The sequence below is a fragment of the Dokdonella sp. genome (assembly GCF_017744955.1).
Lineage (GTDB): Bacteria > Pseudomonadota > Gammaproteobacteria > Xanthomonadales > Rhodanobacteraceae > Dokdonella_A.
In genome coordinates this window covers 51,170-70,485 of the sequence record NZ_JAGIAG010000018.1, presented here as the reverse complement: position 1 = coordinate 70,485, position 19,316 = coordinate 51,170, and the positions used below count along the sequence as shown (strand labels likewise).

Genomic DNA, 19,316 nt, shown 5'->3' with positions numbered 1-19,316 from the left:
ACGCCGCGCATTCCGCGGCGCGGCGGATGCGGCTGCGCGGTGGCGGGCCGCATCCGAGCGCGCGCCACGCGCTTGCCAGCCCGCATCGGGGATGGTCTGATCGGCGGTCATGACGGCGACCGACATCCAGAAGACCATCGAAGCGGTTTGGCACATGGAGTCGGCCAAGCTGATCGCAGTGCTCGCGCGCATGCTGCACGACATCGGCCTCGCCGAGGAGCTGGCGCAGGACGCGCTGGTCACCGCGCTCGAGCAGTGGCCCGAGCGCGGCGTGCCGGACAATCCGGGCGCGTGGCTGATGGCGACCGCCAAGCATCGCGCGATCGACCGCCTGCGCCGCCAGCAGTTGCTGCAACGCAAGCACGAGGAGATCGGCTACGAGATCGAGATAGGCCAGGCGTCGCCGAACGCCGACGCGGACGCGGCGGTCGACGACGACATCGGCGACGACCTGCTGCGCCTGGTCTTCGTCGCCTGCCATCCGGTGCTGTCGGCCGAGGCGCGCGTCGCGCTGACCCTGCGCCTGCTCGGCGGCCTGACCACCGACGAGATCGCCCGCGCGTTCCTGGTGCCCGAGCCGACCATCGCGCAGCGCATCGTGCGCGCGAAGCGCACGCTGGCGGACAAGCAGGTGCCGTTCGAGGTGCCGCGCGCGGATGAGCTCGCGCCGCGATTGTCCTCGGTGCTCGAAGTCATCTACCTGATCTTCAACGAAGGCTATGCGGCGACCGCCGGCGACGACTGGACGCGCCCGGCGCTGTGCGAGGACGCGCTGCGCCTCGGCCGCGTGCTGGCCGAGCTGATGCCGGAGCAGGCCGAAGTGCACGGCCTGGTCGCGCTGATGGAGATCCACGCCTCGCGCCTGCGCGCGCGCATCGGGCCCGGCGGCGAGCCGATCCTGCTGCTGAAGCAGAACCGCGGCGCCTGGGATCGTCTGCTGATCCGCCGCGGCCTGGCCGCGCTCGAGCGCGCCGACCGGCTCGGCGGCGCGCAGGGACCGTACGCTTTGCAAGCCGCGATCGCCGCTTGCCATGCGCGCGCGCCGACCGCGGAGCAGACCGATTGGCCGCGCATCGCCGCGCTGTACGCCCGGCTCGCCGAGGTGACGTCCTCGCCGGTGATCGAGCTCAATCGCGCGGTCGCGGTGTCGATGGCGTTCGGTGCGCAGGCAGCGCTGCCGATCGTCGACGCGATCGCCGCCGAGCCGACCTTGGCGAACTATCACCTGCTGCCGAGCGTGCGCGGCGACCTGCTCGAGAAGCTCGGTCGCCACGACGAGGCGGGCGTCGAATTCGAGCGCGCCGCCGGTCTCGCGCGCAATGCGCGCGAGCGCGACCTGCTGCGCGCGCGCGCGGCGGCCTGTAAACAACTGGCCTGACCGCCGCGTCGCCTGCGCGGCTACGGTACCGGCGACTCGGCTGCGCCCGCCGCCGGCATCGACGCACGCAGCAGCGCCGCGCCGATCAGCGCGGCCAGTCCGGCGAAGCAGGCGCCGACCAGGAACGCCGCGCGGTAGCCGCTGTTCAGCGCGAACGCGGGATCCGCGCCGGCGGCGGCGAGCGCGCTGCTGCGCGACGCGGCGAGGCTGGCGAGTACGGCCAGGCCGAGCGCGCCGCCCATCATGAACGAGGTGTTGACGATGCCGGAGGCGAGGCCGGACTCGCTCGGCGCGACGTCGTTCATCGCCGCCAGCAGCACCGGGTTGAAGGCGATGCCGGCGCCGAAGCCGAGCAGCAGCATCGCCGGCAGGATGTCGAGCACGAAGTCGCCGTGCACCGGCGCGCGCGCGAACAGCGCCAGGCCGATCGCCGCGAACATCAGCCCGCTGGCCAGCGGCAGGCGGATGCCGAAGCGCATGACCAGCTTGGCCGAGACGCCGAGCGAGCACACCGCCATGATCAGGTTGGCCGGCAGGAAGGCCAGGCCGACCTGCATCGGCGTGTAGCCGAGCACCAGCTGCATGTACAGCGCGGAGAGGAAGAACCAGGCGAACATCGCCGCCGCCCACAGCACGCCGATGACGTTCGCGGTGGCGAGGTTGCGCAGGCGGAACAGGCCGAGCGGCATCAGCGGCACGCGCGCGCGTGCCTCGATCACCAGGAACGCGAAGAGCAGTGCCACGGCGACGCCGAGCAGGCCGAGCGTCCGCGTCGAGCCCCAGCCGACGTCGTTGCCGTTGACGATCGCGTAGACGGCGAGCATGAGCGCGGTGGTCACGGTGATCGCGCCGGCGACGTCGAGCTGCTTGCCTTCGGCGCCCGTGTGCGACGCCGGCAGCAGGCGCAGCGACAGCGCGACCACCGCAGCGCCGATCGGAATGTTGATCAGGAAGATCCAATGCCAGCTCAGCGCGCCGGTCAGGAAGCCGCCGAGCATCGCGCCAATGCTGCCGCCGCCGGCGCAGACGAAGCCGAACACGCCCATCGCCTTGGCGCGGTCGGCCGGTTCGGTGAACAGGTCCATGATCAGCGACAGCGCGACCGCGTTGACGACGGCGCCGCCGACGCCTTGCAGCGCACGCGCCGCGACCAGGAAGCCTTGCGAGCCGGCCAGGCCGCAGGCGAGCGAGGCCAGCGTGAAGGCGACGATGCCGAGCAGGAACAGGCGCCGGTGCCCGTACAGGTCGCCGAGGCGCCCGCCGAGCAGCAGGAAGCCGCCGAAGGTCAGCATGTAGGCGTTGACGACCCAGGCCAGCGCGCTGTCGGTGAAGCGCAGGTCGGCCTTGATCGACGGCAGGGCGACGTTCACCACGGTGGTGTCGAGCACGATCATCAGCACGCCGAGGCAGAGCACGCCGAGCGCGAACCAGCGCTGGCGGCCGTGGGGATCGTGGGATTGGGTGGCGGTGGCGCGGGACATGCGGAATCCTCGGAATTGACGGGTGTCTTGCGGATACGACGAGCGAGGGAGGCCGGAATCGACAGGCCGTCATCCTGCCCGAATCCGTCGCAGAGGCTGCGATTGAAGTCGCCGATGGTTGCACCATGTCTACAATTCCAAAATCCTACCCAGCGCGCTCCTGCGACCCGAAGGAACCATCCATGCGAATTGCCACCGAGCCGGCGCCGAGCGGCGTGGGCGAACCGATCGTGCAGGTGTCGGGTCTCGGCAAGACCTACGCCGGCGGCTTCCAAGCGCTGAAGAACGTCTCCTTGAGCATCCGCCGTGGCGAGATCTTCGCCCTGCTCGGGCCGAACGGCGCCGGCAAGACGACGCTGATCAGCATCATCTGCGGCATCGTCAACCCGAGCGAAGGCACGGTGCTCGCCGACGGCCACGACATCGTGCGCGACTACCGCGCCGCGCGCGCGAAGATCGGCCTGGTGCCGCAGGAACTGCACACCGACGCGTTCGAGAGCGTGTGGGCGACCTTGCGCTTCAGCCGCGGCCTGTTCGGCAAGCCGCCGGACCCCGCGTATCTGGAGAAGGTGCTGCGCGAGCTGTCGCTGTGGGAGAAGAAGGACAACAAGATCATGTCGCTGTCCGGCGGCATGAAGCGCCGCGTGCTGATCGCCAAGGCGCTCGCGCACGAGCCGAAGATCCTGTTCCTGGACGAGCCGACCGCCGGCGTCGACGTCGAGCTGCGCCACGACATGTGGCAGATGGTGCGGCGCCTGCGCGACGACGGCGTCACCATCATCCTGACCACGCACTACATCGAGGAGGCCGAGGAGATGGCCGACCGCATCGGCGTGATCCGGCGCGGCGAGCTGATCGTGGTCGAGGACAAGGCGGTGCTGATGCGCAAGCTCGGCAAGAAGCAGCTGACGCTGAACCTGCAAAATCCGCTGCCGCGCATTCCGGACGACCTGGCCGCGCTGCCGCTCGAACTGGCGGGCGACGGCGGCATCCTGGTCTACACCTTCGACGCGCAGAGCGAGGAAACCGGCATCGCCGATCTGCTGCGGCGGCTCGGCGAGCACGGCATCGCGTTCAAGGACCTGCATTCCAGCGAGAGTTCGCTGGAGGACATCTTCGTCGGCCTGCTGCGCTCCGACGCCAACGCCGCCCGGGAGCCAGGCGCATGAACACCCACGCGATCCGCGCGATCTACCGTTTCGAGATGGCGCGCACGTTCCGCACCATCACCCAGTCGATCGCCTCGCCGGTGCTGTCGACCTCGCTGTACTTCGTCGTGTTCGGCGCGGCGATCGGCTCGCGCATGGGCGCGATCGACGGCGTCAGCTATGGCGCCTTCATCATCCCCGGCCTGATCATGCTGTCGCTGCTGAACGAGAGCATCTCCAACGCCTCGTTCGGCATCTATCTGCCGAAATGGTCCGGCACGATCTACGAGCTGTTGTCGGCGCCGGTGTCCTATCTCGAGGCGCTGATCGGCTACGTCGGCGCGGCGGCGACCAAGTCGGTGATGCTCGGCGTGCTGATCCTGATCACCGCGCGGCTGTTCGTGCCCTACCACATCGAGCATCCGCTCTGGATGCTCGGCTTCCTGCTGCTGACGGCAGTCACCTTCAGCCTGTTCGGTTTCATCATCGGCATCTGGGCCGACGACTTCCAGAAGCTGCAGGTGATTCCGCTGATGGTGGTCACGCCGCTGACCTTTCTCGGCGGCGCGTTCTACTCGATCGGCATGCTGCCGCCGGTGTGGCAGAAGATCGCCTTGTTCAATCCGGTGGTCTACCTGATCAGCGGCTTCCGCTGGAGCTTCTTCGGCCAGTCCGACGTCAACGTCGGCATCAGCCTCGCCGCGACGCTCGGCTTTCTCGCGCTGTGCCTGGGCATCGTCTGGTGGATCTTCCGCACCGGCTACAAGCTCAAGAGCTGAGCCAGCGCGCGCGTCAGCTCCGCGGCCGGAACAGCGCGGCAGCCGCCGGCGTTCTGGCCGGCCCACAGCGGCGAGAAGTCGCCGCTGCCGTGCGCCTCGGCGTGGGCGCGCAGCGGTGCGAGCGCGGCGGAGGCGAGCGGGAATGCCGGCGCAGCCGCATCGAAAGAGCCCAGCTCGCGCATCAGGCGATTGACGATGCCGCGCGCGGGGCGGCCGCTGAAGAGATTGGTCAGCGCGGTGTGATGCGCTGACTCGCCGCGCAGGGCGGCGCGATGCACGGACGAGGTCGTCGCCTCGGGACAGAGCAGGTACGCCGTGCCGATCTGCGCCCCGGCCGCGCCGAGCGCCAGCGCCGCGGCGACGCCTTGCGCGTCGGCGATGCCGCCGGCGGCGATCACCGGCACGCGCACCGCGCGCGCGAGCTGCGGCAGCAGGGCGAATGTGCCGGCCTGCAGGGTCAGGTCATCGGAGAGGAAATGCCCGCGATGGCCGCCGGCCTCGAGGCCTTGGGCGATGATCGCGTCGACACCGCGCGCCTCGAGCCAGCGCGCTTCCTCGACGGTCGTCGCCGACGACAGGATCTTCGCGCCCCAGCCGCGCACGCGCGCGAGCAGGTCCGGCTCCGGCAGGCCGAAGTGGAAGCTGACCACGGGCGGTTCGAATTCCTCCAGCACCTCGGCGGCGGTGGCGTCGAACGGCTTGCGTGCCGGTCCGCCCGCGACGGCATCGGCGTCGAGGCCGGCTTCGTGGTAGTACGGCGCGAGTCGATCGCGCCAGGCCGCTTCGCGCTGCGCATCCGCAGCCGGCGGCGCGTGGCAGAAGAAATTGACGTTGAACGGGCGCCGCGTGCGTGCGCGGATCGCGGCCAGCTCCTCGCGCAAGACCTGCTGCGGCAACGTCGCGCAGGGCAGGGAGCCCAGCCCGCCGGCTTCGCACACGGCGATCGCCAGCGCGCTGCCCTGCACGCCGGCCATCGGCGCCTGGACGATCGGCAGGTCGACGCCGAGCAATGCTTGCAGGCTCGCGGACGGCTTCCCGGTGCCCGGCATCACGGAGCGCCGCCGCTCATGCGAACGTCACCGCGTGCACCGGCGGCAGCCGCGTGTCGTTCGCCTGCCAGCGCTCGCCCTGGTCGGGGCTGGTCCACAGGCCGCCGGTGGTGGAGCCGAACGCGAGGTGATCGCCGGCGTCGTCGACGGCGAGGCCGTGCCGATAGACCAGGTCGTAGGCGTGTTGCGGCAGGCCGCTGTCCAACGTGTCGAAGCTGGCGCCGCCGTCACGCGTGCGTGCGACGACGAGGCGGCCGTCGACCGGCACGCGGCATTCGTCCTTGACCGCCGGCACGAACCAGGCCGTGTGCGGATCGCGCGGATGCACGGCGACGGCGAAGCCGAACGCCGATGGCGGCACGTCGGGGACTTCCCGCCAGCGCCGGCCGCCGTCGACGCTGCGGAACACGCCGTTGTGGTGCTGCACCCACAGGTGATCGGGCGCGTCGGCGCACTGGACCATGCGGTGCGGGTCCTGGATCGCGGGGTCCTCGCGGCGCTCCGGCGGCATGTAGGCGGCGAACATGCCGCGGGTGCTGACGTTCCAGCTCGCGCCGGAGTCGGCGCTGTGCCAGACGCCGCCGCAGGAGATCGCGATGCGCAGCACGCGCGCGTCGCGCGGATCGACGCAGATGGAATGGATGCCGGGCGCGTCGTAGCCACCGCCGAACCATTCCGCGCGCTCGGGGCGGTCCCACAGCGAACGCACCAGCTGCCAGCTTTCGCCGTGGTCGTCGGAGCGGAACAGGCCGCCCGGAATCGTGCCGGCCCAGAGCCGGCCCGCTTCGCCGGCGCCGCCGCAGGCCAGCGACCACAGCAATTGCAGCTTCGCCGGCGCCGGCGGCTTGCCGTCGCCGGTCGCGCAGGTGTCGCCTTCGGCGTAGGCGGGCACGGCGATCTCGTTCCAGCGGCGGCCCTGGTCGGTCGAGCGGTGCAGCTTGACGCCGAAGTGGCCGAGGTTCAGCACCGCGTACCAGCTGCCGTCGCGCGCATCGGCGTGCGCGAGCGTGACGTTCTCGCCGAGGAAGGCGTGGCGTTCGACCTGCCAGGCGCCGCTCTTCGGCGCGAACACGAACAAGCCCTTGCGGGTAGACACGAGGAGACGGTCGGTCATTTCAACCTCCGGAAAGCGCCTGCATGACGTAGACCTCCGAATCCGCCGCGAGCGGCTGCTGCAGGTGCCGCTTGTCGCGGATCGCGGTGCCGTCGACGAAGATCGCGACGTGATGGCGCACCGCGCCGTGCTCGTCGAGCACGTAGCCGCGCAGGCGCGGGTGCTGCGCGAACAGATGTTCCAGCGCGGCATCGAGACGTTGGGCCTGCGCCGTCGTCGCCGTCTCGACGTGGTGCGTCGAGGGCGAGTCTTGCAGCCAGCGCGCCAGCGCCGGCGCGAGCACGATCTTCGCCATGCAGGGATTCTCGGCCGGCCCGTTCGGCCTGGGTGTCCGACAGCCTACTCCAGCCCGGCGGCGAGCGTCGCGCTGCGTCGCGCCACGCGCCCGGAAAAAAATTTCGCGCAGTGCGTCGAGTCCGTGTCGATTCGCGCGACTCCCGTTCGTCGTCCCTGCAAGAGCGCAGGAAACGGACCCGCCGCGACCCGCTCACATCCGAGGAGAAGCGACATGCGATTCATGGTGATCGTGAAGGCGAACCAGGACACCGAAGCCGGTGTGATGCCGAGCGAGCAGATGCTGGCCGCGATGGGCAAGTACAACGAGGAACTGGTCAAGGCCGGCGTGATGCTGGCCGGCGAGGGGCTGCATCCGAGTTCGAAGGGCGTGCGCGTCGACTTCGGCGCGAACGGCAAGCGCACGGTCGTCGACGGTCCGTTCGCCGAGACGAAGGAACTCATCGCCGGCTTCTGGTTGTGGCAGGTGCGCTCGCGCGAAGAGGCGATCGAGTGGATCAAGCGCGCGCCGTTCGAGCCGGGCGACGTGATCGAGATCCGTCAGGTGTTCGAGGCCGAGGACTTCGGCGCGGAATTCACGCCCGAACTGCGCGAGCAGGAAGAGCGCCTGCGCGCCGAGATCGCGGCGCGTTGATCCGGACGATCCCGACCGACAAGGAGACTGCGATGAAACTGACCACCTATCTCAACTTCGACGGCAACACCCGCGAGGCGTTCGAGTTCTACGCCGGCCTGCTCGGCGGCAAGGTCGTCGCGATGATGACCTACGGCGACACGCCCGGCTGCGAGAACATGGCCGAAGCCGACCGCAACAAGATCATGCACGCGCGCCTGGAAATCGGCGGCGACGCGCTGATGGCGACCGACAGCACGCCGGACTATCCGTACCACAAGATCCGCTGCGCCTACGTCGTGTTCGACGCGGACAGCTCGGAAGACGCCGAGCGCATCTTCGCCGCGCTGTCGGCCGGCGGTGCGGTGGAGATGCCGATGCAGGAAACGTTCTGGGCGCATCGCTACGGCATCACGGTCGACCGCTTCGGGGTGCCGTGGATGATCAATCACGCCAAGCCGATGCCGGCCGGCTGATTCCTCGGGGCTTCGCGGAAGCTCCGCCAGCCCCGGACGAATGGTTCGACCTCATGCCCGCGAACGCGGGCACCCCTTGGGAGTACCCCGCGGGCGATCGTGTCCGGTCGACCGAACCGCTCCCGCTGCCGAGGGAGTGACGATTCCCGGGGAGTCCGAGAGAGCGAACTCTCGCAGAGGCGCAGAGACGCGGAGAAAAGAAGCTCTTTACCTCCGCGTCTCTGCGCCTCTGCGAGAAAATCTCTTTAGTCATTCCCGCGGTAACGTGCCTGCGGGTGCAAGGTTCCTCAAGAACTCCGCAGCGCCTCGTCGACCATTCCCTGCGCCTCGTGCAACAGCTCGGCCAGGTGCGCCTCGTCGCGGAAGCTCTCGGCGTAGATCTTGTAGATGTTCTCGGTGCCGGAAGGCCGCGCGGCGAACCAGCCGTTCGCCGCGACCACCTTGATGCCGCCGATCGTCGCGTCGTTGCCGGGGGCGCGGTCGAGCACCGCTTGGATCTTCTCGCCGGCGAGCGAGTCCGAGCGGACTTCGGCCGGCGACAGTTTCGACAGCCGCTTCTTCTGCTCCGGCGTCGCCGGCGCGTCGATGCGGCTCGCGTACGACACGCCGAGTTCCGCGGCGATGCGCGCGTAGTACTCGCCCGGATCGCGGCCGCTGCGCGCCGTGATCTCGGCCGACAGCAGGGCGGCGGCGATGCCGTCCTTGTCGGTGCTCCAGGCGCGGCCGTCGCGGCAGAGGAAGGACGCGCCGGCGCTTTCCTCGCAGCCGAAGCCGAGCGAGCCGTCGGCGAGGCCGTCGACGAACCATTTGAAACCGACCGGCGTCTCGTACAGCCGCCGCCCGAGACGCGCGGCGACGCGGTCGATCAGCGCGCTGCTGACCGCGGTCTTGCCGATGCCGGCGTCGGCGCGCCACTGCGGTCGGTTGCGCAGCAGATAGTCGGCCATCGCGGTGAGATAGTGGTTGGCCAGCATCAGCCCGCCGCTGCGCGCGACGATGCCGTGGCGGTCGTGGTCGGTGTCGCAGGCGAAGGCGACGTCGTAGCGATCCTTGAGGCCGATCAGGCCGCGCATCGCGAACCTCGACGACGGATCCATGCGCACGCGGCCGTCCCAATCCAGCGTCATGAAGGCGAAGGTCGGATCGACGCGTTCGTTCAGCACGTCGAGCGGGATACGGTGGCGTTCGGCGATGCGCGTCCAGTAGTGCACGCCGGCGCCGCCGAGCGGATCGACGGCGAGCCTCGGCGCGGCGGCGCGGATCGCCTCGAAATCCAGCACGTCGGCGAGGCCGTCGACGTAGCGGCCGAGGAAATCGTACTCGTGCGTCGTCGCGGCTTTGCGTGCCTGCGCGAACGGCACGCGGCTCACGTCGCGCAGGCCGTCGGCGATCAGCGCGTTGGCGCGCTTCTCGATCGACGAGGTCAGATGGGTGTCGGCCGGACCGCCGTTCGGCGGGTTGTACTTGAAGCCGCCGTCGCCGGGCGGATTGTGCGACGGCGTGACCACGATGCCGTCGGCGAAGCCGCGCTCGCGGCCGCGGTTGTACGCCAGGATCGCCTGCGACAAGGCCGGCGTCGGCGTGTATTCGCCGTCTTGCGAGACCATCGTCTCGACGCCGTTGGCCGCCAGCACCTCCAGCGCGGATTCGAACGCCGGCGACGACAGCGCATGCGTGTCGATGCCGATGAACAGCGGCCCGTCGATGCCGCGCTCATGGCGCGATTCGCAGATCGCCTGCGTGATCGCGAGCACGTGGCTCTCGTTGAAGCTGGCGTCGAATGAGGAGCCGCGATGACCGGAGGTGCCGAACGCGACGCGCTGCACAGCCGCCGCCGGATCGGGTTTCAGCGCGTAGTAGGCGTCGATCAGCGCGCCGACGTCGATCAGCGGCGCTTCGGTGGCGGGATGCCCGGCGAGCGGGGAAAGATTGGCGCTCATGCCTTGCCCCGGCGTGCGCGGTAGCGGCGGATCAGCGCATTGGTGGAACTGTCGTGCGCGAGTTTCGGTTCGTCCTGGCTCGCCAGTTCCGCGGCGGTCGTCTTCGCCAGCGCCTTGCCGAGCTCGACGCCCCACTGGTCGAACGAGTCGATGTCCCAGATCGCGCCCTGCACGAACACCGTGTGCTCGTACAGCGCGACCAGCGCGCCGAGCGTGTGCGGCGTCAGGCGGTCGGCGAGGATAGTGCTGCTCGGCCGATTGCCCTCGAATACGCGGTGCGGCACCAGCGCTTCCGGCGTGCCTTCGGCGCGCACCTCGGCGGCGGTCTTGCCGAACGCCAGCGCCTCGCTCTGCGCGAACAGGTTCGCGATCAACAGATCGTGCTGATCGCCCAGCGGGGTCAGCGCGTTGCAGAAGCCGACGAAGTCGCAGGCGATGCCGCGCGTGCCCTGGTGGATCAGCTGGTAGAACGAGTGCTGGCCGTTGGTGCCGGGCTCGCCCCAGTAGACCGGTCCGGTGGCGTAGTCGACGCGCCGGCCGGCCTTGGTCACGCTCTTGCCGTTGCTCTCCATCGTCAGCTGCTGCAGGTAGGCCGGGAAGCGCTTCAGGTATTGCTCGTACGGCAGCACCGCGACGCTGTCGAGCTGCAGGAAATTCGTGTTCCAGAGGCCGATCAATCCTATCAGCACCGGCAGGTTGCGCTCGAACGGCGCAAAGCGGAAATGCTCGTCCATCGCGCGGAATCCGGCGAGCAGGTCGCGGAATCCGTCGGGCCCGATCGCCAGCATCGTCGACAGGCCGATCGCCGAATCCATCGAGTAGCGCCCGCCGACCCAGTCCCAGAAGCCGAACATGTTGGCAGTGTCGATGCCGAACCTGGCCACTTCCTGCGCGTTGGTCGAGACCGCGACGAAATGCTTGGCCACGGCCTTCAGGTCGCCGTCGAACGCGGCCAGCGTCCAGGAGCGCGCGGCGTGCGCGTTGGCGAGCGTTTCCAGCGTGGTGAAGGTCTTGGAGCAGACGACGAACAGGGTTTCGCGCGCGTCGAGGTCGCGCGTCGCCTCGAGGAAGTCGACGCCGTCGACGTTGGAGACGAAGCGGAAGGCGAGTTCGCGCCGGCTGTAGTGGCGCAGCGCCTCGTAGGCCATCACCGGTCCGAGGTCGGAGCCGCCGATGCCGATGTTGACGACCGCGCGGATCGGCCTTCCGTCGTGGCCTTTCCACGCGCCGCTGCGCACGCGCTCGGCGAAGGCGGCCATGCGGTCGAGCACGCGATGCACGCCCGGTACGACGTCGACGCCGTCGGTCTCGATCACCGCGTCGGCCGGCGCGCGCAGCGCCGTGTGCAGGACGGCGCGATGCTCGGTGGTGTTGATGCGCTCGCCGCGGAACATCGCTTCGACGTGCGCGCGCAGGTCGGTCGCGTCGGCCAGTTCGCGCAGCAGCCGCAGCGTCTCCTCGTCGACGCGCTGCTTGGAATAGTCCAGATACAGCCCGGCGGCTTCTGCTGCGTAGCGTTCGCCGCGCGTGGGATCGGCGGCGAAGTATTCGCGCAGGCTGCGTCCTGCGTGGCGATCCGCATGCGCCTGCAAGGCGCGCCATTGCGGGCGCGCGGTCAGACCCGCGCCGGTCTTGTTGTCGTCGCTCATGCGGTGTGCTTCGGTCCGAGGTCGGCGCTCTTGTCGGCGATGTGCCGCATCAGCTGTCGCCAGGATTTCACGAAGGCTTCGGCGCCTTCGCGCTGCAGGTGCGATGCGAGCGCGTCGAGGTCGACGCCGGCGCCGACGAATTCGGACAGCACGCCTTCCGCGTCGCCGCCGTCGATCGGCATCGCGCCCTTGATGTCGCCGTGCTCGGCCAGCGCATGCAGGGTCTTTTCCGGCATCGTGTCGATCGTGTCCGGCGCGGCGAAGGCTTCGACGTAGAGCGTCGGGCGCGCGTTCGGATCCTTGGTGCCGGTGCTGGCCCAGAGCAGCCGCTGCGGTCGCGCGCCGGCCGCGGCGAGCCGGGCCCAGCGCGGCGTCGCGTAGAGTTCGCGATAGGCGCGATACACGCGCCGGCCGACGGCGATGCCGAGTCGGTTGTGCAGCGTCACCGGCACCGAGTCGGCGACGGCGCGATCCCAGCGGCTGATGAACAGCGAGGCGACCGAGCCGACGCGCGGATCGAGCCCGACCGCGATGCGCCGTTCGATGCCGCGCAGGTAGGCCTCGGCGGCGGCGAGGTAGTGCTCGCGCGAGAACAGCAAGGTCACGTTAACCGGGACGCCGGCGTAGATCGCTTCCTCGATCGCGACGACGCCGGCCGCGGTGCCCGGGATCTTCACCAGCAGGTTCGGCCGCGCCGCCTGCGCGTGGATCGCCTTGGCCGCTTCGATCGTCGCGTCGGCGTCGTCGGCGAGCAGCGGCGAGACTTCCATCGAGACCCAGCCGTCCTCGCCGCGACTGGCGTCGAAGATCGGTCGGAACAGGTCGGCGGCGCGACGCAGATCCTCCAGCGCGAGTTCGGTGAACAGCGCCTCGCCGGCGAGGCCGGCGCGTGCCTTCGCGGCGATGCCGGCGTCGTAGGCGGCGGTCTTGCCGATCGCTTCGTCGAAGATGGTCGGGTTCGAGGTCAGGCCGGTGACCGACAGCTCGTCGATGTAGCGGCGCAGGGTGCCGTCGTCGAGCATCTCGCGCGTGATGTTGTCGAGCCAGAGACTCTGGCCGAGTTCGTGCAGCAGGCGGGTGGGCTTCATGCGCCGACGATACACCGCGTTCGCAGGCTTGCCCAACAGCGGCCGCCTCCCGGATTTACCGTCGGTTGGGCGAGGCGGCGGCGCCCGGTCAAGGCGCCAGTCGAACCAGCAGGGCGATCGCCGCCGCGGCCGCCAGCAGCAGGCCGCGGGCATGGACGGATCGCATTCGGCGAGCCGTCTTCACGCGCGCATCGCCGCGCGACGCGCCTTGAAGCGCTCCAGGGCGGCCTGCAGTTCGAGGCTGCGTTCGTGCAGCGCCTTGAATTGCGCGCGGGAGCGGATCACCGCATGCACCAGCTGCGCGCGTTGCAGCAGGTCGTCGTGGCGGCGCATCTGCCCCGGCGTGCACAGATGCGCGCAGGCGGCCTTGGCGCGTTCGAGTACGGCGACGGCGGTCATCACGTCGGTGGCGGCGTTCTTGCTGGGCATCGGCGAATTCCTCGGGTCCGGTCGGATGTCGGGCGCGCATCGAAGCGGCGTGCGGCCGACGTACGGAGAGGGTTACGCCACTCGGCGAAGGGAACTGTCAGCGGAGCCAAGGAAATCTTGCCGAGGCGGCCGGCCGGCCGCTCGTGTCCCGCAGGTGATGTCGCGCGCGGATCTGCCGATGCTTGATCGGACGCTGAACGAGTCCCGAGGAGGTTCGCTCTTCAGTCACCCGCGAAAGTGAACGATCCGACTACCGGCTGAGTGGTGACGACACTCGCCGGCGACGCACCGACATTGAAGACACGACGAAGGAGCACCGATGCTGCGCACCATCCTCCTGATTCTTCTGATCCTTCTGATCCTCGGCGCTCTGCCTTTGTGGCCGTACAGCACGGGCTGGGGCTACTACCCGAGCGGCGGCGGTCTTCTGCTGTTGATCATCCTGCTCCTCCTGCTGTTCCGATGAGGGGCGGAATCAACGGCGGCGGAGCCGCTCGAACGCGAAGAGCGACGCACACGGATGGCGACGGCCGGCCAGCGCCGCGGCGATCAGTTCGGCGCCGATCATGCTGTAGGTGATGCCGTTGCCTCCGTACGCCATCGCGAAGTGCACGCGAGGGCCGTGCTGTTCGTGGGGGCCCAAGAACGGCAGCCCGTCCTTCGTCTCGGCGAACGTGCCGGCCCAGGCGAACGCGGGATCCAGGGTGAGATGCGGAAACAAGGCGCGGGTCTTCTCGATCAGTTTGCGGGCCTTTTTCAGCACCCTCGCGTCCCGCCGCAGCGGAATGTCGATCCTGTCGTCCTCGCCGCCGATCAGCAGTCGACGGTCCGCCGTGCTGCGGATGTACAGGTAAGGCCGCGACGACTCCCATACCAGGCAGGATTTCAGCGGGCCGAGGTCTTCGGGCACGGGGTCGGTGATCAACGCGTAGCTGCTGCGGTTGGCGGCGACTTTCTGGTCGATGTATTGCTGCGCTTCGTAGCCTCCGGCGAGCACGAGGTGGCGGCAGCGGATGCGCGCGTCGGTGTCCGTCCGCACGTGCACGGAGCCGCGTTTGGGGGAGAATTCGACCATCTGCGTGCGATCGAACACGCCTTTCCCCCTGCGCGCGACGACGGCGAGGAGGCGGTGCGTGAGCTGGTAGGGATCCACCTGCGCGGCGACGGCGGAAAGAATGGCCGCCGGCGCGGTGAAACCGAACTCGCGGCCGACGTCTTCGGCGTCCAGGAGGCGCACGTCGAACCCGTGTGCCTGCCGCAGCGCGGCCTCGCGGCGCAGCCGGAACTGATGATGCCACTTGCTCGCGTAGTAGAGGCTTTTCGCGTTGCGGAACTCGACCCCGCGAAATCTTCCAGCGAGTCGCGCGAGCGCGGGAATCGCCGCCGCGCAGGCGCGGTACGCCAACAGGGCGTCTTCGCGGCCGTACATGTCGACCAGATCCTGCAGCTCGGTGTCGATCTCGTACTGGAGCAGGGCGGTGCTGGCGGCGGTGCTGCCCCAGCCGGCTTCGCGACGGTCGATGACGCAGACGTCGTGTCCGGCCTGCAGCAGCGTCCAGGCGATCAGCGCGCCGGTCACGCCGGCACCTACGACGAGGACGTCGCAGTCGATGTCCTCGCGCAATATCGGATAGTTGCCGAGGAGGCCGTTCTTGACGTTCCAGTAGGGATAGCCGCTGCTCAGGTCCATGGAGTTGCTCGCGCTGATCTACATCGCCGCGGATCGCACGGCCGGGATACGAACGTCATCGGCGCGGAAGCGCGCCGCGGTCCCGCATCCACGGCCGGCGGTTTCGGTTGTGCCAGGCAAGGGTAGTTCCTTCGGTGCGATGGGTGTGCGGCAAGAGGAATACCACGGGACATCTTCGGAGAATGCTTCGGACGAGGATGTGGCTTTCCCAGGAAATTTGCCGCCAGTGGCTCGTCCGAAAAGCCATCGAAGGCATTGATATCGGGGGGGGGGGCGCTCGATGGCGACCTCAGGGCATACCCACGATCCTGCCCACGGTTCTCGTCGCTGCCCGACACGTCGCTGTACTTGAGACACCGTACACCGAAGCTTCGCGCCCCAGCTCAGGAGGCGCTATGCAGACGATCTACGTGGTGGAGACGTACAAGGAAGCGGAAGGACAGTTGTGGCCGGAGCGAGCGGTGATCTGCCGGAGCGATCAGGACGCGATCGGCAGGGCGCGGATGCTGTCCGAGAGCGCAACGGGCGTCATCGCCTACAGCCAGCTCGTCGACCCGGACGCGGGCGACTACGACCAGCCTGTGATCCTGGCGCAGCACGGTTCCGTCCCGAGTGAGAGTCGCGCCATCTGAGATCGCCTCGGTCGATCCTACGTCCGCCCGCCACCCCTCCGGCGGGCATCGTCACAGCCACTTGCCCGCAGCCGCCGTCGTGAGATGCCGGGTACTGCGGGCGTTTTCTCGTCTGCTCGATGACGCATGTGGGAGATTTCCAACAGCAACGGCTTCATCTGGCGGCATCGTTCGCTCAGCTTGTCGTTGCGCCACTACGTGGCCAGGATACGGAAGTTCTCGCCAAGGAATAACAAAAGCCCCGCCTAGCGCGGGGCTTTCAGTAGCTCGCTATCGCAGTGCAGGCAATGGTTGAGCCAGGGCCAGCAGATCGTGATCCAACCGATCTTTAGCGCGAACGGTTTCCGGCACCTCGGACAGGGCCAGAAAGCGACGTAGAAGAATAGCGGCACATAGATGGCCACCATGACCAACGCAATCCACGGGGCGATGAGCCCGGAAAGCAGTATCGCCAGAACAGCTGCCAGCAGAAGCACCAAGAACATCCTTCTCGCACGACGAAAGTTTCGTGCCTCGCTGGGCGAGATTGTCGAAGGAGGTGGCTCAGTATCGGACAAAGCTCTACCTCTGAAGGGCAGCTCGACGGCATCGACTCCGCATGGAATGGTAATACCATTCGCGCCCGCGTCAGATCCGCCGGACATCATTCGCTCCGCGAGAGCGTCAGACGCGCCGATCTTCCCTTGAGCCCGACTCCGCATGAAGCAGAACACCTACGACTTCCGCCAGTTCCAGGAGGAGCTTGCGGCGCTGGACCGAAAGGGCGATACGCAGAACGCTCCGGATCCAACGGTGGCGAAGATGGGGGCGGAGGCTCGCCTGGCGCAAGCCAAGGCGGAGTTCATGGCGCTACGCAAGCGCTATCGCCTTACGGTCGCCCATGTAATCGCGTTCTTCCCTGAGGAAGAGGGCGTCGCCTACCTTCAAGAACTCATTGCTGAGCAGGAAGGGAAATCGAGGCGTAAGGCGAAGAGCACGAGTTCTCCGGCGCCGTAGACAGGATGTTGCTCATTGGGATGCATCCTGTCGTTCGGTCTGCATTCTGGCTGCCGTCATACAGCTGTGGCCTGCTTCGTGCGCCAGTCTGCTCCGACGAGTACGCCGAAATGACATGCTTAGGGGTGGACTCGATGGCGGCGTGTTGCAGTACGGGCGCCTAGCTGTCCCATTGCAGGTACCACGCAGGCACCGGCGGGAGTCTAAGAATTCAGAGTTTGCGCGGATCTGCGCTAAGCACCTGATTTAGTGGTGGCGGGGACGGAATCGAACCGCCGACACGGGGATTTTCAAGCCGGCGAAACGCAATTTGTAACTCATTGATTTGCTTCGTAGCCGGTGAATCGCATCGGTCTAACACTATGTTTATAGAGGATAAATCGGTGACAAATCGCGTTGTCTCGGGGAAATTCGATCACCGTGGCGCACGTTGCGTCACGGCTACTGATCGGATACGAAACCCATGGCAAAAGTCAGAATCACGGACAAGCATCTTCGCTCGATGCGGCCTCCGCCGCCCGGCAAGAACGCGATGGACTATGACGACGAGCTCCGCGGCTTCGCGGTACGCATCACGTCATCCGGGGCGCGCACTTTCATTCTTTCGTACGCGTTTAAAGGAATCGAGAGGCGGTTCCCATTCGGTCGCTATCCCGCGGTGTCCGCGGAGGCCGCCCGCCGTCGCGCGTTAGAGTTGCGTCGCGCTGTCGACTTGGGGGGAGACCCTGCGGGACAAAAGCAGCAGGAAGCACGCGAGATGACGATGGGGCGCCTCGCTGAACGCTATCTCGCAGAGCACGCAGTCAAGAAGAGGTCGGGAGCGGAAGACAAACGTCGCGTTGAAAAGTATGTCCTCAAGGCTTGGCGGCACCATCGCGTCAAAGACATTCGCCGCGCAGATGTCGACGAACTTACTAGTCCGATCGCGGCGCGTGGCGCGCCCTACGAAGCGAACCATCTTCTCGCACTGGTTCGGAAGATGTTTAGCTTCGCCGTGGACAAAGGGGTTATCGATTTTCATCCATGCCTTCGCATGCGCTCGCCCGGTCCTCCGAAGGCACGCCGTCGCGCACTGACAGAGGCGCGTGAACTTCGCGCGTTCTGGCGCGTTACCAGTGAGAAGCACGTTTGGCGTCATTTGATGACGGAAACCGAAGCGGACTGCTTGCGATTCATGATCTATACCGGATGTAGGCCCAGCGAGGCGGCGGCGCTACCGTGGGCAGAAATCGACATGGCGGCTCGCAGTTGGACACTTTCAGCAGAAAGGTCGAAGAACAAGCGTGCTAATCTAATTCCTCTACCGGATGAGGCCTTCGACATCCTCGAAAGGCGAAAGAAACCGGGTGCGACGCACGTCTTCGGTGGTGCACGCAGTCCCCATCTCTCCGCGAACCGCCTGAGCATTGTTCTTCGGCGGGCGTGCAAGCGCCTGCAGCGCTTGAAGATCGCCTACTTCACGCCCCATGACCTGAGGCGTACTGTGGAAACCGGCATGGCTGCGGCGCGTGTCCCCAAAGAACACCGCGATCGCGTGCTCAATCATCTGGATGGAAGTGTCGGCGGCATCCACTACAATCTGTACGACTACGAACTTGAAAAGAAGAGCGCCCTAGAAGCTTGGGCTTTACGCTTAAGAACTTTTCTGAGCAACGACGCCAATGTGCTCCAGTTTCGCAAGGCGGTGTGACTCGTGGAGTTGGAATTCGATGCAAAAAACTGGATGTTCTTCTCTCTCCTAAGAAGAGCCAGTGGCGAGCGTGGTGCGCCGGCCGACGGAGATGCAGCTCGCGAGCTGTATCTTCATTTTGCCGATCGCATAGATCGCGGCGAGCAACTGATTCCCGCTGAAAAAGAAGCGCTTTCCTACGCGCTGCGTAGACTTGCGACCTACTACACATCTGAACCGTACACCGTTACGCCTGTCACCGCGTTCCTTCCGAATGACCGCCGTGCCGTGGCCGCTCCCGGTGCGAAGCCAGTTTCGAGACTGCCTCAGATATGCGAAATTGTTCAACGCGTTGACTCGATCTTGGAAGACAAGCCCGGCATGAAGGTGACGACAGCGATGAGGCAGGTCGCAATAGAAAACCTCCTCGCGGAAGGCCCCCTACCGAAGGACGACGCGAAGAAGCGGCGCGCCATGGAGAAACACCTTAAGCGTGTTAAGCGAGCGTGGTACGAGTACCACGCCGCACGCAATCCGCGCGCGGAGGAGATATAACGGCGGGACATTCCTCACCCTTTGAGGTGTCCCTCCTCGCTGACGGAAATTCGCAACCTCATCGTGCACTTTCGATGCAGGTACCGAAATGTCAGACGAAAACGCCGTCCTCAAGGGCCATCTTTCCGAATCGGAAGTTGCTGCTCAGTTAGGGAAGTGTGTCAGAACGTTGCGCAACTGGGCACGTCGTGGATATGGACCGCCGCGTGTTCGAATCGGGAGGAGCATTTACTACCGCCTAGTCGAAGTGAGTCGTTGGATCGACTCACTCGGCCGTCTTGGGTGAGTAGGGCATGCAAGACGCGTCCGACCTACCGCATGGCATACCCACTCCAC

The 19,316-nt window shown here is 67.3% G+C and carries 19 protein-coding genes; 10 read left to right on the top strand and 9 right to left on the bottom strand.

What is annotated here, in order from left to right; translation table 11 throughout:
• Positions 1 to 109 precede the first annotated feature (109 nt).
• A complete protein-coding gene (locus J7520_RS18845) occupies positions 110 to 1,378 on the top strand; it encodes an RNA polymerase sigma factor (RefSeq protein WP_291191860.1) in 1,269 nt (422 codons plus the stop codon).
• Between the two features lie 20 nt (positions 1,379 to 1,398).
• Here J7520_RS18845 and J7520_RS18840 read toward each other — a convergent pair whose 3' ends face one another.
• Entirely contained in the window at positions 1,399 to 2,859 is a 1,461-nt protein-coding gene (locus tag J7520_RS18840; RefSeq protein ID WP_291191858.1) for a DHA2 family efflux MFS transporter permease subunit, read from the bottom strand.
• Between the two features lie 182 nt (positions 2,860 to 3,041).
• On the opposite strand from J7520_RS18840, the gene J7520_RS18835 reads away from it, so the two are divergent.
• Together J7520_RS18835 and J7520_RS18830 are read left to right on the top strand one after the other, a co-directional pair.
• Positions 3,042 to 4,028 (top strand): ABC transporter ATP-binding protein, encoded by a 987-nt coding sequence (locus tag J7520_RS18835; protein ID WP_291191856.1) that lies wholly within the window; start codon positions 3,042 to 3,044, stop codon positions 4,026 to 4,028.
• Positions 4,025 to 4,786 carry an ABC transporter permease gene (locus tag J7520_RS18830; protein WP_291191854.1) on the top strand — a complete coding sequence of 254 codons (762 nt, stop codon included), beginning with the start codon at positions 4,025 to 4,027 and terminating at the stop codon, positions 4,784 to 4,786. Before J7520_RS18835 ends, J7520_RS18830 begins: the two co-directional genes overlap by 4 nt.
• Here J7520_RS18830 and J7520_RS18825 read toward each other — a convergent pair.
• The 3 genes from J7520_RS18825 to J7520_RS18815 are packed head-to-tail and all read right to left on the bottom strand — an operon-like array spanning position 4,768 to position 7,244.
• Positions 4,768 to 5,835: a nitronate monooxygenase gene (locus J7520_RS18825; RefSeq protein WP_291191852.1), complete on the bottom strand. Its 1,068-nt coding sequence runs from the start codon at positions 5,833 to 5,835 to the stop codon at positions 4,768 to 4,770. The two genes, J7520_RS18830 and J7520_RS18825, sit on opposite strands and share 19 nt — an antisense overlap.
• Positions 5,836 to 5,851: 16 nt before the next feature.
• Complete coding sequence (locus J7520_RS18820; RefSeq protein ID WP_291191850.1) at positions 5,852 to 6,949, bottom strand: sialidase family protein; 1,098 nt, start codon at positions 6,947 to 6,949, stop codon at positions 5,852 to 5,854.
• A gap of 1 nt (position 6,950) precedes the next feature.
• Positions 6,951 to 7,244, bottom strand: coding sequence for a MoaD/ThiS family protein (locus J7520_RS18815; protein WP_291191848.1), 294 nt, complete (start codon positions 7,242 to 7,244; stop codon positions 6,951 to 6,953).
• 213 nt (positions 7,245 to 7,457) lie between these two features.
• Between J7520_RS18815 and J7520_RS18810 the strand changes: the two genes are divergently transcribed.
• Both J7520_RS18810 and J7520_RS18805 read left to right on the top strand, forming a co-directional pair.
• Positions 7,458 to 7,877, top strand: coding sequence for a YciI family protein (locus tag J7520_RS18810; protein WP_291191846.1), 420 nt, complete (start codon positions 7,458 to 7,460; stop codon positions 7,875 to 7,877).
• Positions 7,878 to 7,909: 32 nt separating this feature from the next.
• A complete protein-coding gene (locus J7520_RS18805; protein ID WP_291191844.1) occupies positions 7,910 to 8,332 on the top strand; it encodes a VOC family protein in 423 nt (140 codons plus the stop codon).
• Between the two features lie 287 nt (positions 8,333 to 8,619).
• Here the strand turns inward: J7520_RS18805 and pgm are convergent, their stop codons facing one another.
• From pgm to J7520_RS18785, 4 genes are all read right to left on the bottom strand, one after another.
• Positions 8,620 to 10,272, bottom strand: coding sequence for a phosphoglucomutase (alpha-D-glucose-1,6-bisphosphate-dependent) (gene pgm, locus J7520_RS18800; RefSeq protein ID WP_291191842.1), 1,653 nt, complete (start codon positions 10,270 to 10,272; stop codon positions 8,620 to 8,622).
• Positions 10,269 to 11,921: a glucose-6-phosphate isomerase gene (gene pgi, locus J7520_RS18795; protein WP_291191840.1), complete on the bottom strand. Its 1,653-nt coding sequence runs from the start codon at positions 11,919 to 11,921 to the stop codon at positions 10,269 to 10,271. The genes pgm and pgi overlap by 4 nt, the downstream gene beginning before the upstream one ends.
• Positions 11,918 to 13,009: a transaldolase gene (tal, locus tag J7520_RS18790; protein WP_291191838.1), complete on the bottom strand. Its 1,092-nt coding sequence runs from the start codon at positions 13,007 to 13,009 to the stop codon at positions 11,918 to 11,920. Before tal ends, pgi begins: the two co-directional genes overlap by 4 nt.
• 180 nt (positions 13,010 to 13,189) lie before the next feature.
• A complete protein-coding gene (locus J7520_RS18785; RefSeq protein ID WP_291191836.1) occupies positions 13,190 to 13,438 on the bottom strand; it encodes a hypothetical protein in 249 nt (82 codons plus the stop codon).
• A 322-nt stretch (positions 13,439 to 13,760) separates the two neighbouring features.
• On the opposite strand from J7520_RS18785, the gene J7520_RS18780 reads away from it, so the two are divergent.
• Positions 13,761 to 13,904: a DUF3309 family protein gene (locus J7520_RS18780; RefSeq protein ID WP_345776931.1), complete on the top strand. Its 144-nt coding sequence runs from the start codon at positions 13,761 to 13,763 to the stop codon at positions 13,902 to 13,904.
• 9 nt (positions 13,905 to 13,913) lie between these two features.
• Here the strand turns inward: J7520_RS18780 and J7520_RS18775 are convergent, their stop codons facing one another.
• Positions 13,914 to 15,062 carry an FAD-binding oxidoreductase gene (locus tag J7520_RS18775; protein ID WP_345776925.1) on the bottom strand — a complete coding sequence of 383 codons (1,149 nt, stop codon included), beginning with the start codon at positions 15,060 to 15,062 and terminating at the stop codon, positions 13,914 to 13,916.
• A gap of 461 nt (positions 15,063 to 15,523) precedes the next feature.
• Here J7520_RS18775 and J7520_RS18770 point away from each other — a divergent pair, with 461 nt between their 5' ends.
• The 4 genes from J7520_RS18770 (at position 15,524) to J7520_RS18755 (ending at position 18,980) form a co-directional block, all read left to right on the top strand.
• Complete coding sequence (locus J7520_RS18770) at positions 15,524 to 15,760, top strand: hypothetical protein (RefSeq protein ID WP_291191831.1); 237 nt, start codon at positions 15,524 to 15,526, stop codon at positions 15,758 to 15,760.
• Positions 15,761 to 16,459: 699 nt separating this feature from the next.
• Entirely contained in the window at positions 16,460 to 16,756 is a 297-nt protein-coding gene (locus tag J7520_RS18765) for a 2-hydroxyacyl-CoA dehydratase (RefSeq protein ID WP_291191829.1), read from the top strand.
• A 463-nt stretch (positions 16,757 to 17,219) separates the two neighbouring features.
• Positions 17,220 to 18,446: a site-specific integrase gene (locus J7520_RS18760; protein WP_291191827.1), complete on the top strand. Its 1,227-nt coding sequence runs from the start codon at positions 17,220 to 17,222 to the stop codon at positions 18,444 to 18,446.
• Between the two features lie 3 nt (positions 18,447 to 18,449).
• Positions 18,450 to 18,980 carry a hypothetical protein gene (locus J7520_RS18755; protein ID WP_291191825.1) on the top strand — a complete coding sequence of 177 codons (531 nt, stop codon included), beginning with the start codon at positions 18,450 to 18,452 and terminating at the stop codon, positions 18,978 to 18,980.
• Positions 18,981 to 19,316 lie beyond the last annotated feature (336 nt).